This is a genomic window from Bacillus sp. PK6-16, from assembly GCF_056530295.1.
On record NZ_CP096511.1, the window covers coordinates 2,571,158 to 2,584,591 of the forward strand.

At 33.9% G+C, this 13,434-nt stretch carries 14 protein-coding genes; 13 read left to right on the forward strand and 1 reads right to left on the reverse strand.

Features of this window, described 5'->3' with window-relative positions; all coding sequences use genetic code 11:
* Positions 1-22 precede the first annotated feature (22 nt).
* The 8 genes from M1D66_RS13190 to M1D66_RS13225 all read left to right on the forward strand — a co-directional run bounded on the left by M1D66_RS13190 (position 23) and on the right by M1D66_RS13225 (position 7,206).
* Positions 23-865 carry a peptidylprolyl isomerase PrsA gene (locus M1D66_RS13190; RefSeq protein ID WP_002182826.1) on the forward strand — a complete coding sequence of 281 codons (843 nt, stop codon included), beginning with the start codon at positions 23-25 and terminating at the stop codon, positions 863-865.
* 321 nt (positions 866-1,186) lie between these two features.
* Complete coding sequence (locus tag M1D66_RS13195; protein ID WP_086385737.1) at positions 1,187-2,926, forward strand: Xaa-Pro dipeptidyl-peptidase; 1,740 nt, start codon at positions 1,187-1,189, stop codon at positions 2,924-2,926.
* 227 nt (positions 2,927-3,153) lie between these two features.
* Positions 3,154-3,915 (forward strand): class I SAM-dependent methyltransferase, encoded by a 762-nt coding sequence (locus M1D66_RS13200; RefSeq protein WP_000490918.1) that lies wholly within the window; start codon positions 3,154-3,156, stop codon positions 3,913-3,915.
* A 101-nt stretch (positions 3,916-4,016) separates the two neighbouring features.
* The gene (locus M1D66_RS13205; protein WP_000767065.1) at positions 4,017-4,577 is read left to right on the forward strand and encodes an AAA family ATPase; all 561 of its coding nucleotides are present in this window, start codon (positions 4,017-4,019) and stop codon (positions 4,575-4,577) included.
* Between the two features lie 140 nt (positions 4,578-4,717).
* Positions 4,718-4,981, forward strand: a complete 264-nt coding sequence (locus M1D66_RS13210) for a hypothetical protein (protein ID WP_000432429.1) — start codon at positions 4,718-4,720, stop codon at positions 4,979-4,981.
* A 373-nt stretch (positions 4,982-5,354) separates the two neighbouring features.
* The gene (locus M1D66_RS13215; protein WP_000789031.1) at positions 5,355-5,585 is read left to right on the forward strand and encodes a hypothetical protein; all 231 of its coding nucleotides are present in this window, start codon (positions 5,355-5,357) and stop codon (positions 5,583-5,585) included.
* Positions 5,586-6,121: 536 nt separating this feature from the next.
* Complete coding sequence (locus M1D66_RS13220; RefSeq protein WP_000456154.1) at positions 6,122-6,613, forward strand: ankyrin repeat domain-containing protein; 492 nt, start codon at positions 6,122-6,124, stop codon at positions 6,611-6,613.
* Positions 6,610-7,206 carry a DJ-1/PfpI family protein gene (locus M1D66_RS13225; protein ID WP_000981438.1) on the forward strand — a complete coding sequence of 199 codons (597 nt, stop codon included), beginning with the start codon at positions 6,610-6,612 and terminating at the stop codon, positions 7,204-7,206. The genes M1D66_RS13220 and M1D66_RS13225 overlap by 4 nt, the downstream gene beginning before the upstream one ends.
* Positions 7,207-7,225: 19 nt before the next feature.
* Here the strand turns inward: M1D66_RS13225 and M1D66_RS13230 are convergent, their stop codons facing one another.
* Positions 7,226-8,152 carry an aldo/keto reductase gene (locus M1D66_RS13230; RefSeq protein ID WP_000559355.1) on the reverse strand — a complete coding sequence of 309 codons (927 nt, stop codon included), beginning with the start codon at positions 8,150-8,152 and terminating at the stop codon, positions 7,226-7,228.
* A gap of 283 nt (positions 8,153-8,435) precedes the next feature.
* On the opposite strand from M1D66_RS13230, the gene M1D66_RS13235 reads away from it, so the two are divergent.
* From M1D66_RS13235 to M1D66_RS13255, 5 genes are all read left to right on the forward strand, one after another.
* Positions 8,436-8,792 carry an FtsB family cell division protein gene (locus M1D66_RS13235; protein ID WP_001228727.1) on the forward strand — a complete coding sequence of 119 codons (357 nt, stop codon included), beginning with the start codon at positions 8,436-8,438 and terminating at the stop codon, positions 8,790-8,792.
* Positions 8,793-9,088: 296 nt separating this feature from the next.
* Positions 9,089-9,415 carry a DUF3870 domain-containing protein gene (locus M1D66_RS13240; RefSeq protein WP_000271313.1) on the forward strand — a complete coding sequence of 109 codons (327 nt, stop codon included), beginning with the start codon at positions 9,089-9,091 and terminating at the stop codon, positions 9,413-9,415.
* A 186-nt stretch (positions 9,416-9,601) separates the two neighbouring features.
* Positions 9,602-10,663 carry a dipeptide epimerase gene (locus M1D66_RS13245; RefSeq protein WP_001038463.1) on the forward strand — a complete coding sequence of 354 codons (1,062 nt, stop codon included), beginning with the start codon at positions 9,602-9,604 and terminating at the stop codon, positions 10,661-10,663.
* A gap of 39 nt (positions 10,664-10,702) precedes the next feature.
* Complete coding sequence (locus M1D66_RS13250) at positions 10,703-11,704, forward strand: C40 family peptidase (RefSeq protein ID WP_000755420.1); 1,002 nt, start codon at positions 10,703-10,705, stop codon at positions 11,702-11,704.
* Positions 11,705-11,724: 20 nt separating this feature from the next.
* Complete coding sequence (locus M1D66_RS13255) at positions 11,725-13,347, forward strand: peptide ABC transporter substrate-binding protein (protein WP_153595262.1); 1,623 nt, start codon at positions 11,725-11,727, stop codon at positions 13,345-13,347.
* The last annotated feature ends 87 nt before the right edge of the window (positions 13,348-13,434 follow it).

Here is a 13,434-nt window from a genome sequence, read left to right on the forward strand (position 1 = left end):
TAATGAAGTGAGGTATTCAGATTTGAAAAGAAAGAAATTAGTAATTGGTAGCATTTTAATGGGTATGACGTTATCTTTATCTGCATGTGGTTCATCAGATAATATTGTAACGACAAAATCAGGAAGCATTTCAGAAAGTGATTTTAACAAAAAATTAAAAGAAAACTACGGTAAACAGAATTTATCTGAAATGGTAGTAGAAAAAGTATTACATGATAAATATAAAGTTACGGATGAAGAGGTAACGAAACAACTAAAAGAATTAAAAGACAAGATGGGCGATAATTTTAATACATATATGGAATCCAATGGTGTGAAAAATGAAGATCAGTTGAAAGAGAAATTAAAGCTTACTTTTGCTTTTGAAAAAGCTATTAAAGCAACCGTAACGGAAAAAGATATTAAAGATCATTATAAGCCAAAGCTTCAAGTTAGCCATATTTTAGTAAAAGATGAAAAGACAGCAAAAGAAATTAAAGAAAAATTAAATAGTGGCGAAGATTTCGCGGCATTGGCTAAACAATATTCAGAGGATCCAGGTTCTAAAGAAAAAGGTGGGGAACTATCTGAATTTGGACCTGGTATGATGGTGAAAGAATTTGAGGATGCTGCGTATAAGTTAGAAGTTGGTCAATTGAGTGAACCTGTTAAATCTTCTTTCGGATATCATATTATTAAGCTAATGGATAAAAAAGAGCTTAAACCGTATGAGGAAGAGAAAGAGAATATTCGTAAAGAATTAGAACAGCAACGTATACAAGATCCTCAATTCCATCAACAAGTTACTAGAGAACTGCTTAAAAATGCAGATATAAAGGTATCTGATAAAGACTTGAAAGATACCTTTAAAGAGTTAGAAAAATAATAAATGGAATGTAAGGCAAGCGATAGAAATATCGGTTGTCTTTTTCTCTATTTATCCCGCTATTTGCCGGGCAGTAAGATCCCACCTCAAAATTCAGCGAAAGCAAAGAAGTGGCCCTGCTGATCGTAAACGCCCAATTGGTGAGGGCTGATTAAAGTTTCACGTTATAAAGAAGGAGGAAGTGGGAAAATACTTTCATACCTGCATTAAATTTTACTTAATAAGAAATCTTTGAGTTTCTCAACTTTTATATAAAATAAAACTGAATTTTCAGTTATTTTGTTATATAGTAAAAGAGAACGAATAAGGGGAGGGAACATTTTGAGTAAAAAGAAAATGGCAATTACACTGTCAGCAATGCTATCTGCAACAATTATACCTAGCTTTACTATGGATGTGCATGCAGAGAAGAAGGAAGAGACTAAAAGTACGAAAATTGAATTAGAAAATGGGATGACAAAACCGATTTATTCTCTCGATGAAGCTATTATCGAAAATTTATATGTAGAGACAGAAGTTGATAGTGATCGAGACGGTAAGAAAGACAGAGTATCGATAAAAGTTATGCGTCCAAAGACAGATCCGAATGTGAAAGTTCCTGTTATTTATGAAATGAGTCCATATCGATCTGGATTAAAAGATGTTCCTGTATATAATGTAGATGAAGAATTGTATGCGTATGAAGGAAAACCGTATGGAGCGGTTAATCTTGGTTCGTATGGGAACTATTACGTGCCAAGAGGTTATGCAGTTATCCTAGGCGAAAGTATCGGTACTGGAAAATCAGATGGATGCCCTACAACTGGAGATGAACAAGAGATACTCGGGACAAAATCTGTTATTGATTGGGTAAACGGTCGCGCGAAAGCATTTACAGAACAGGGTGAGGAAGTTCAGGCAAATTGGTCTACAGGAAATGTAGGTATGACTGGAGTTTCCTATAATGGTACATTACCAAATGCTGTTGCGACTACTGGAGTCGAAGGTTTAAAAACAATTATTCCAATCGCAGCAATTAGTAGTTGGTATGATTATTATCGTGCAAATGGTGCAGTCATTGCTCCAGGCGGATATCAAGGGGAAGATACAGATAATATGGCAGAAGCAGTACTGACAAGGGAAAACCCTGAAGTTTGCGGACAAGTTATAAAAGAGTTAACGGCTGGACAAGACCGAAAAACAGGTAATTATAATGATTTTTGGGATAAACGTAACTATGTAAAAGATGCTAAAAATGTAAAAGCGAGTGTATTTGTTGTTCATGGTTTAAACGATTGGAATGTTAAAACAAAACAGTTCGCGCAATGGTGGGAAGCACTTGGAGAAAATAATGTTCCGCGTAAAATGTGGCTACACCAAGGTGGTCATGGTGGGACATCAAGTAATAGCTGGCAGCAAACACAAAATAAATGGTTAGATTATTGGTTATACGGGATTGAAAATGGAATTATGGATGAACCAATGGTTGATGTGCAAAGAGAAAATAAAACGTGGCAAAAGATAAAAAATTGGCCAGATCCATCAGCTGTACCTTCAAAAATCCGTATGTATTTAAGTAATAAATCAGTCAATTTTCCATTAAGTATGGGATCGGCTAATAAAGTTTTCTCATTCTTAGATGATGCACAAATGAAATCAAACCAATTAGTAGCAAATCCAGAATTAGAAGTAGCAAATCGATTAGTATATACAATGCCTGTACTGCAAAAAGATACGCGTATAAGTGGTACACCAAAGATTTCAATTACAGGAAATATTGATCGATCTGTATCAAATTTAACAGCATTACTTGTTGACTATGGAGGAGCGAAGCCGGAAATCGTAACGAGAGGCTGGATGGATCCACAAAACGTAAAGAGTATAGAAAATTCAACAGCGATTCAAGCGGGCAAAGATTATACATTTACATGGGACATGCAGCCAGATGATTATGTATTTAAAGTGGGGCATCAAATCGGAGTTGTTTTAATTGCAAGTGATTATGATTATACAATTAGACCGAAAGCTGGCACGAAACTTACAGTGAAATTAAGTGAAGTGACATTGCCGATTGTGAAATAAATATTTTTTCTAAAGAGCTTACTAAAGTAAGCTCTTTAATTTGTAGTCTGAATTTTTAATTTTTATATTTCAAATTGGAAGGTTATGTAATACAATATCATTATATTCTATGGAAAGTGAGTGATATATTATGATAGTCAGCTCTTTCGAAATCTCATTAAAATTAGAGGTACAGGAAGATTAGTTGAATTGAAATCTTCCGTACGTAAAAACGGAGGAGAAAATAAATGTTTAGCTTTTATAGTACACTTTGTACGGAACTGTATGATTACACAAAACCAGTCGGTTATTCTTTAAATGGTGATATTGAGTATTACAAAGAACGTTTAAAAGATTGTAGAGGAAGAATCCTCGAAGCTGCAGTAGGTTCAGGGCGTGTCATCATTCCGCTTCTAGAGGCTGGTTTTAAAGTGGATGGGATAGATTATTCACCTGAAATGCTAGATTCTTGCCGTAAGCGCTGTAAAGAGAGAAGCTTACATCCTAATTTGTATGAAGGAAGCTTGCAACAATTTTCACTTCCGCATAAATATGACGCAATTATCATTCCTACTGGATCTTTTTGTTTAATTGAAAATCGTGTGGATTCTATAAATGCATTGAAATGTTTTTATGAACATCTTAATCCAGATGGACAATTAATCGTAGATATTATGCTTCCGCATGACTGGAAGACTGGAGAAATTCATACATCGACTTTCTCTTTGCCGAGTGGAGACGGAATCACATTAGAAAATAAATCAATTGAAATAGATTGGCTGGACCAAGTTACTGTATCATATTTGAAATATGAAAAGTGGAGTAAAGGACAGTTAGTACAAACAGAATTGCAACGCTTTGCGCTGCGCTGGTATGGAATAGAAGAGTTTATACTTCTTTTAGAAAGTATAGGTTTCTCAAACATTACTTGCTCTGCTGAATATGTTTATGAAAAAGAACCGTCAAACGCAAATCAAATGATTACTTTTGAAGCTGTGCGAAAAGAATAGAACTAAAACTATGAATAAAAAATAAGGCAATCGTTTTAAAATCGGCTGTCTTATTTTTTATTTTATGTAATGGTTTATAGAGAAAGATTGGAGGGAAATAAATGAAACTTATATTAATATTTGGCCCACAAGCAGTTGGAAAAATGACAGTGGGACAAGAATTAGCAACATTAACCGGTTTAAAACTTTTTCATAACCACATGACAATTGATTTAGTAAGTCCAATTTTTGATTACAGTACGAAAGAAGCAAAAAGGCTAGTAAGTTTATTTCGTAATGAAATATTTGAAGAAGTATCTAAAAGTGATTTATCTGGAATGATTTTTACGTATATATGGGCATTTGACCTCCAAGAGGATTGGGATTATATACATCATGTAGAAAATATTTTTGAATCAAAAGGTGGGACAGTGTATTTTGTAGAGCTGGAAGCGGAATTAGATGAAAGATTAGAACGAAATAAAAGCCCGAATAGATTAGAACATAAACCGAAAAAAAGAGATATTGAGTGGTCTGAAAATAATTTGAAAGAAACGATGAAAATGCATAGATTAAACTCTCTTCATGGTGAAATTGAAAAAGAAGAGTATATAAAAATTAATAACACGTATTTGAGTGCAAAAGAAGTAGCGGAAATGATTAAAGAGAAGTTTCAATTGTAAAATTCCCGAAGTCTATTTCGTTTCTATTGTCCAAGCATTCTCCTACTAATTACATATACTATTTATGTTAAAATCGGTCACTATTTTAGATGGTGCTATTTTAATATATATAACTATGCAGGGAAGAGGGGAGAATAAATTTGGAAAACGTAGAACAAGATAGAATTGAAAATCAAGTGTATTCAAATCGTGTAGTAAGATCAGAATTTGATTCGAATTGGGAAACTTGTATATCAAAGAGTGGTTATGTAATTTATGTAGCAACAAGTAATAATGCTGAAGTAATAGTGCTTCTTGCAGATGGTTCAAGTAAATTATTAATTTTCGAAAAAGGCGGTAAAGTAGTAGTAGGTGGCGGTGGAACAAGTCATTACAGTAAGCCGCATATTGCAAGAAATATTTAAGATAGAACATGTTGTTAATTAAGAAGAAGCTGGAAAACGGTTGTCATTCATGTTTAGGGCATGATAGACGAACCGTTTTTTTATTTGTTTATAAATTTAGAAGAACTTCATTGATTACAAATACATCGGGATGACCAGCGAAATTAGAAGAAAACTTGGCGGCTAATGGTACAAAATATTATGTAGGTTTGCAAGAATCTTATAAGCGATATAAAAAGTATTTCCTATTTGGGGAAACACTACTTCTATGTTATAGTATAATAGTGTTTTTAGAGGACGCTATTTTAATATATCTATAATTTTGTTATGTATTATTTTCATATTAAATAAGCGTCTAAAGTATTTTTTTATATAAGGAGTAATAATTAGAGAAATGAAAAATATAGACTTTATACTAGAAAGTGACGAGGCATTAAAACCGTCTGAACGATTAGTACTATTATTATTAGAGAAGCATAGAATGTTATATACGAACGATCTATTGGCATTATCAAATTTATCATATAAAACATTAACAGATTCATTAACGGCGCTAGTTTTAAAATCGTATGTGTTAAAGGAAACAGGTAAGGGAAGAAGACAGAATTGCTATAGATTAGTATGATAAGGCAGCTGTTTTAGAGACTTTTACATATGTTTTTTCAATCGTAAGGTGAAAGTGTATTTTTGTTTTCAAACGAAAAACTAACTATAAGAGGGGCTAAAATAGTAGTGTTTCATTTTTGTAAATGTAATTATTTCATCATTGAAAATACGAAAATAAAATAAACAGTATAAAAAAGAAACAAAAAAACAATCCATTCTAAAAAGGGATTGTTTTTTTATTGGAATAATATTATTTGATGCGTCGAAAGCATGAATAGCAGTAATAGACATTACCTGTTTTATTTCATGCAACTGAACAAATATGATGAAAACTATGTGTATAGTTTTTTGCTTGCTTTTTCAGTAACTCTAATGAAATCATGGTCTTCATTGTTTAAAGGCAGTATTTTTAACATTATTGCTATTCAGCATTAAGCACAAAATAAGTGGTATATAATATTGTTATGTAAACTTAAGATTTTAAAAGGAAAATGTAATAATGAATAGAACATGTAGAAGGAGATGCTTAAATATTTTGAAGGATGGGAGATTATTATGGAGTATTTACAATCAATAGCACAAGCTGTGATAAGTGGTAATAAGGAAAAAGTAGTAAAGTTTATAAAGGCGAGTCCAAGTATTGTTAACGAATGTAGTGAAGATGGCTGGACACCACTTCATTTAGCAGCTTATTTTGGACAGAAAGAAATAGCGAGTTTTCTTTTAGAAAGCGGTGCAGATATACATAGTAGAGCGAAAAACGAAAATGAAAATACGCCTTTGCAAGCGGCAATTGCGAACAAGCAAAGTGAACTTGTCGCTTTCTTAATTGAAAAAGGATCAGATGTAAATATTATGCAAAGTGGTGGCTGGACAGGACTCCACGAAGCAGCATTATTAGGAAATGAGGAAATAATTATGTTGCTCCTTAAAAATGGAGCTAATAAGATGATTAAGAAAAGTGATGGAAAAACAGCGTATGATATTGCATTAGAAAAAGGATATGATCACCTTTTACATCATTTGAAACAGGAAGTGAACTTATGATGAATAAATGGAGTGTTGGTATATTTTTATTTAATGAAGTAGAAGTGTTAGACTTTGCAGGGCCATTTGAAGTTTTTTCTGTAACTGAGGTGAATGGAGAAAAACCATTTACTGTTTATACAGTTAGCGAGAATGGGGAAATGATTACAGCAAGGAATGGATTGAAGGTACAATCAGATTATAGTATTGAAAATTTACCACCAGTGGATATTTTAATAATTCCGGGCGGGCTAGGTGCTAGAAAATATGAAATAAAAAATGAAATAGTAATAAAATGGATTCGCCAACAAATGAAAGAAGTAAAGCTGATGACTTCAGTTTGTACAGGAGCGCTATTACTGGCGAAAGCAGGTTTACTAGAAGGTTTAAAAGCAACAACACATTGGGCTAGTATTGAAAAGTTTAAAAATGAGTTTCAAAATGTTGAAGTTATAGAAAATGTAAAGTTTGTAGATGAAGGACATATTATAACATCTGCCGGAATTTCAGCTGGAATTAATATGGCATTTCATATTGTGAAAAACTTGTTAGGTGTGCATGTTGCAGAGGACACAGCGAAGCGAATGGAGTATGATATTAGTTTCCCAAATTAAAAAGCCCGGATTGGGCTTTTTATATTGAATGAATATAGTTAAGCTCTTCATCACTCAACATAGGGCGAACAGATGCATTTGCATTTTCTTGTGCTTGTATTCCTGTTTTGGCACCAGGAATTACAACACTTACTGCCGGATGAGAGAGTACATAGCGAAGTGCAAGTTGCCCTAAGGTCTGATTTTTATTTGAGAGCAACCGAAGTTTCTCTACAGTTTGTAAGTCTTCTTGAAACCAAGTTTCATTTGGCCAATCTTTGCGTAAATCTCCATCCGGAAAAATTGTTTTATTTGAGAATTTTCCAGTTAAAATGCCCATTTTTAATGGACCACGAATAACAGCTCCTAAATTTTTCTCTTGTAAAAATGGTAATATATCTTTTTCTGGTTTTCGATTTAATATATTGTAATCAAGCTGTACGATATCAATTTCGTTGTTGTTATTGAAATGATGAATGTATTGTAAATCATGAGTCGAAACACCGACTGCTCTTACTTTGCCATCACGTTTTAATATGTCAAATGCACGTAGAAATGCTTCTGTTTCCCTACGATTATGCCACCAAATATGACAAAAATAAAGATCAATATAATCTGTTTGAAGACGTTGTAAACTTGTTTCGAATACGGCGATGATTTTTTCGGGAGTATCATATACAGGAACTCCATTAGGGTCGTAGTGGTGTCCGATTAAACCACCTTTCGTTGATAGGATAATATCATTACGATGTCCTTTAATCGCGGTAGCCACCAACTTTTCACTATGTCCTAAACCATACACATCCGCAGTATCAATAAAATTCACACCACACTCAATTGCTTTTTTTATAGCGGTTATAGATTGTTTATCGTTAACAGGTCCCCATTCATCCCCACCGATTGCCCATGCGCCAAAACCTATTTCAGAAACAGTTATTCCAGTTTTACCTAATGTACGGTAATGCATATTCCCCCTCCTTGTAAGCATGTTATAACATGGATATGTGGGGAAGGAATTTTGTGTGTGAAAAAACTCTTCTACAATAGTAGAAAAAGAATTACAGAAACTACTATTTTATAGCAGCATGTATAAAAAAAAACGGTGTAAATATGGAAATGTCGTCGAATGCTATCTTTAATTGGTTAATTTATGGGATATTTTTGTGAAGGAGTTTATTTTATAAGAATAGAATTAATTTAGTAAGAAAACGTGCCGATGGTAGTGAAAAATATGGGTTAGGGGGATTTGAATGAGGAAACTCAAACGAGTAAATGTTCCTAATATACCAGAGCAATTATCACAACCTAGTGACAAGCGTAGGATAAATAAAAAGAAGTTAAGGCGACTTATTTTAATGGTCCTTTTTATTGCAGCAACTACTCTGTACGTTCAATATATTTTAACGAAACAACAAGAAGTAATTGATAAAAAGAAAGATACGATTACGGATCAAAAGAAGCAATTAGTATCTTTAAAGAAAGATAAAGATTCTTTAAAGACTAACATAGAGAATTTAACAGACGATGAGGAAGAAATTTTGAAGTTAGCGAGAAAAGAGTATCAATTTTCTAAGTCAAATGAAACTATATTTGTGATGCCAAAGTAATAAAAAACAGTTAGCCATTGAACTGCACCTCCAATTGTTAGGCAGCGTCTAACAATTGGAGGTGCAGTTTTTTATGTATGAATGTCATGGTACAAGGAACAATCACATATTGTAAAAATGAAGAGTTTAAGCTGTTTTCATAAATATGGAATATGCACTAAAATAAATGTTGTTAAAATTCTGTCAATTATATTATAATACAAGGTAAGCGGATACATTTTTTAATCAACGTTGAGTTCCTCGCTCATACGACTATTAAGAAACCCGTTATCCTCGTATAAGAAAGGAAGATAGCTGTGTACGCTTCAAATACAATTTATATCGTAGGGGATGCGAAAGCACCTCAAAATAATCCCATTACTGAAAAGTTTAAAAGCTATTTCGTAGCATTTATACTTGTTAAGGATACAGGGGAAATTGTAGATGCAGACTGCTCAGCGACAATTGCATTAACATCTCAATTTGTTAAATATTTATTTCTACATAAAAATATAAATGACCCGGCGTTAGTAATGGAAGTAAAGAACCGATATTTCGGTTCTTCTCAAAAAGCGTTACTTGTAGCGCTAAAAGATGCACAGAAAAAATATAATCAGCTTGCTGCTTTGTCTACTCAATCATAGACAAAATCCAGCCGTAAGAATCATTCTTATGGCTGGATTTTTTTATTTCACATTATCGTCCTACATTAAAAGTAAACGAAAATAAAGTAGAGAGATAGGAGAGTAAATGCCCAATGGGTTTACCTAATAATCCGTGGGTATAAATCTCCGGTGGATTAAAATTTCACTTCATTGGAGAACGAAAGGATGAACAAAATGAAAATTACAGATGTAAAAGTAAATCGTAGACGTGTAAAACTGCATACACCGTTTAAAACCGCGCTTCGTACTGTAACCGAAATTGAAAGTATAGATGTTTATATTCATACAGACGAAGGAGTGATTGGTAAGGGGGCTGCAGCCGCAACGCCAGTTATTACGGGGGATTTCACCAGCGGAATGGAAGAAGCGATTTTAGGGCCGATGCGTTCATGTTTAATTGGTCAAAATATCATTCAATTTCAGCAGTTACTACAGCGCATTCAAATGAGTTGTATTGGAAATTCAAGTGCGAAAGCAGCGGTAGATATCGCTTTATATGATGTATATTGCCAATATCAAAATGTGCCGTTATATGCATTGTTAGGCGGGAAGAAAGAAATTCATACCGATATTACAGTGAGTGTGGATGAGCCTGTATTAATGGCAAAAGAAGCGAAGAAACATATAGAAAAAGGATTTCAAACATTAAAGATTAAAGTGGGTAAAGAGGCGCATTTAGATTTGGAACGTATTGAGGCAATTCGAAATGTGGTACCAAGAAATACGACATTACGTTTAGATGCGAATCAAGGTTGGAGTCCAAAAGAAGCGGTCTCTATCATTCAAGAGATGGAAAATCGTAATTTAAATATAGAATTTATTGAACAACCAGTACACGCGAAAGATTGGGATGGGTTAAAGTACGTCAAAGATCGTGTGCAAACGCCAATTATGGCCGATGAAAGTATATTTTCAGCAAGTGACGCATTAAAGCTCGTTCAAGGAAGATATGCAGACTTCATTAATATTAAATTAATGAAATGTGGTGGCATACGTGAAGCATGGCGTATTGCTGATATCGCAGAAACAGCTGGTGTGAAGTGTATGGTGGGCAGCATGATGGAGTCTTCACTTTCCGTTAGTGCTGTTGCGCATTTAGCGGCAGCGCATCCTAATATTCATTATTTTGATCTTGATGCACCGCTTTGGTTAATGGAAGAGCCAGAAGGAATGACTTATTCTGGATCAAAGGTAAACCTTCAATCGACAGTGAATAGTAAATCTTAGGAGAAGAGACAAGTAAACTATCTTTTAAGGGGGATATATATGAAAAAAGTAGGAACTGCATTTTTAACAACTTTATTTATATTTTCATCGTTTACATCGGCAAATGCTGAAGAAAAGAAGGATAATAAAGCATTTATAGATGTATCTGCTGCAACGTTATGGACAGCACCTGATTCATTAAGACCAATCGATACACCGAGTGCAACAAATCCAGTGGATCTATGGAAATGGACGAAATCAATGACACTTGACGAGAAACTATGGTTAACAAATGCAAATAAATTAGAAACACAAGCTTTACTCGGTCAAGAAGTAACTGTTATTGATAAGAAAGGCGAATGGGTGAAGGTATTAGTGCATGGACAGCCAACACCACGAAATGAAGAAGGTTATCCGGGCTGGATGCCTGAAAAACAATTAACATATAATCAAGAATTTGCAGATAAAACAAATGAACCTTTTGTCTTAATAACCAAACCAACAGCGATTTTATATATAAATCCTTCTGAAAAACATAAATCACTTGAAGTCAGTTATAATACAAGACTGCCGCTATTAAGTGAAGACACAATTTCATACCGTGTATTGTTGCCAAGTGGTCAGAAAGCATGGCTACGAAAAAATGATGGAACAGTTTACCGATCTCAAACTGATATTCCAACTCCGGCGGCCGATGATTTAATTAACACAGGGAAAATGTTTTTAGGCTTACCGTATATATGGGCTGGTACAAGTGGTTTTGGATTTGATTGCTCTGGCTTCACACATACGATCTATAAATCGCACGGCATTACAATTCCGCGAGATTCTGGACCGCAATCAAGAGCAGGGGTTGCAGTTGATAAAGAAAATCTACAAAAAGGAGATTTAATTTTCTTTGCACATGATCAAGGGAAAGGTAGTGTCCATCACGTTGCAATGTATATTGGTGATGGCAATATGATTCACTCACCAAGAGCTGAAAGGTCGGTAGAGATTATATCGCTAAATACACCAGGATATATAGAAGAATACGCTGGTGCTCGTCGTTACTTACCTTAAAAATAGAAGGGGGTTTTTAAATGAAAAAAGTTATTCGTTACTCATTAGTTAGTACGCTATTAGTTTCTTCATTTTTAGTTGGTTGCGCAAAAGAAAAAACTGCAACAAAGCCGAAAGATGAGAAGAAAGTATTACAGTTACTAGAAACAGGTGAAATTCCGTCGTTAAATTCAGGGAAAGTAACAGATGCAGTCTCGTTTAACGTTTTGAATAACGTAATGGAAGGACTATTCCGTCTATCGAAAAATGATGAAGTAATTGAAGCCGGTGCACAAAAATATGAAGTGAGTAAAGATGGAAAAACATATACATTCCAATTGCGTGATGCGAAATGGTCTAACGGAGAGCCAGTAACCGCTCATGATTACGTATACGCTTGGAAGCAATTGATAAATCCAGATACTGCTTCTCAATATGCATACATTGCGTACGATGTAAAAAATGCTGAGAAGATAAATAAAAAACAACTAGGTCTAGATGAATTAGGAGTAAAAGCGAAGGATGATAAAACATTCGTCGTAGAGCTAGAACATCCTGTACCGTATTTTACGAAATTATTAATTTTACCATCCTTCTATCCAATTAACGAAAAATATGCGAAAGAGCAAGGTGATAAATATGGATTAGAAGCAAATAAAGCGGTATATAATGGACCGTTTACATTATCAGAGTGGAAGCATGAAGCTAGCTTTACAATGAAGAAAAACGATAAGTATTGGGATAAAAAAGAAGTGAAGTTAGATGAAGTAAACTATCAAATTGTAAAAGAAATTTCAACTGCGGTAAATTTATATGAAACAGATAAAGTTGATAGAGCTGTTATTTCTACAGAATTCGTAGATAAATATAAAAATAATAAAGAGTTAAAACAATATACAGATCCAGTTATGTACTTCTTCCGATTTAATGAAAATGTACCGATTCTTAAAAATAAAAATGCACGTCTTGCGCTAAGTACAGTTTTTGATAAGAAGGGACTCGCAGATTCATTTTTAAATGATGGATCGGTTGCAGCAAACTATTACGTACCAAAAGGATTTTTAAAGGGGCCAGATAAAAAAGATTTTAGAAGTACGGCAGGTGAGTTTAATAAAACTGATGTAAAAAAAGCGAAAGAATATTGGGAAAAGGCAAAGCAAGAAACAGGTACAGATGAAGTGACGTTAGAACTATTAAATTATGACTTGGAAAACTTTAAAAAAGTTGGAGAGTACATTAAAGAGCAGCTTGAGAAAAACTTACCAGGATTAAAAGTGAATGTGAAATTACAACCACATACGCAAAAATTAGCACTTGAGAAGAAGAAAGAATATGAAATGTCGTTATCACGCTGGTTACCGGATTATCCAGATCCAATGACTTACTTAGAAGTATTCCTTTCTGGAAGCAGTGTTAATAATACAGAATATGCAAACCCAGAATATGATGCGTTAATTAAGAAGATTAAAACAGAATTAGGTAATGATGAAAAGGCTCGCTGGAAAGCAATGCAAGATGCTGAAAAAATGCTACTGGATGATGCAGTAATTGCACCGGTATTCCAGCGTGGATTATCTTACTTACAAAAACCATATGTGAAAGATTTATATGTACATCAATTTGGTCCAGCTACAAGTTTAAAATGGGCAGATGTACAAAAATAAAAGAATGGAGAAACAGACTTCATGTATGTGATAGTCTGTTTTTCTTATTTAAAGTTAGAAAAATAGTTCATGGTATAATTTATTAGT

Excerpts from the sequence above, each read along its gene's own strand:
- M1D66_RS13200 (WP_000490918.1), top strand. The coding sequence starts at position 3,154 with ATGTTTAGCTTTTATAGTACACTTTGTACGGAACTGTATGATTACACA.
- M1D66_RS13205 (WP_000767065.1), top strand. The coding sequence starts at position 4,017 with ATGAAACTTATATTAATATTTGGCCCACAAGCAGTTGGAAAAATGACA.
- M1D66_RS13215 (WP_000789031.1), top strand. The coding sequence starts at position 5,355 with ATGAAAAATATAGACTTTATACTAGAAAGTGACGAGGCATTAAAACCG.
- M1D66_RS13220 (WP_000456154.1), top strand. The coding sequence starts at position 6,122 with ATGGAGTATTTACAATCAATAGCACAAGCTGTGATAAGTGGTAATAAG.
- M1D66_RS13225 (WP_000981438.1), top strand. The coding sequence starts at position 6,610 with ATGATGAATAAATGGAGTGTTGGTATATTTTTATTTAATGAAGTAGAA.
- M1D66_RS13230 (WP_000559355.1), bottom strand. The coding sequence starts at position 8,152 with ATGCATTACCGTACATTAGGTAAAACTGGAATAACTGTTTCTGAAATA.
- M1D66_RS13235 (WP_001228727.1), top strand. The coding sequence starts at position 8,436 with ATGAGGAAACTCAAACGAGTAAATGTTCCTAATATACCAGAGCAATTA.
- M1D66_RS13245 (WP_001038463.1), top strand. The coding sequence starts at position 9,602 with ATGAACAAAATGAAAATTACAGATGTAAAAGTAAATCGTAGACGTGTA.
- M1D66_RS13250 (WP_000755420.1), top strand. The coding sequence starts at position 10,703 with ATGAAAAAAGTAGGAACTGCATTTTTAACAACTTTATTTATATTTTCA.
- M1D66_RS13255 (WP_153595262.1), top strand. The coding sequence starts at position 11,725 with ATGAAAAAAGTTATTCGTTACTCATTAGTTAGTACGCTATTAGTTTCT.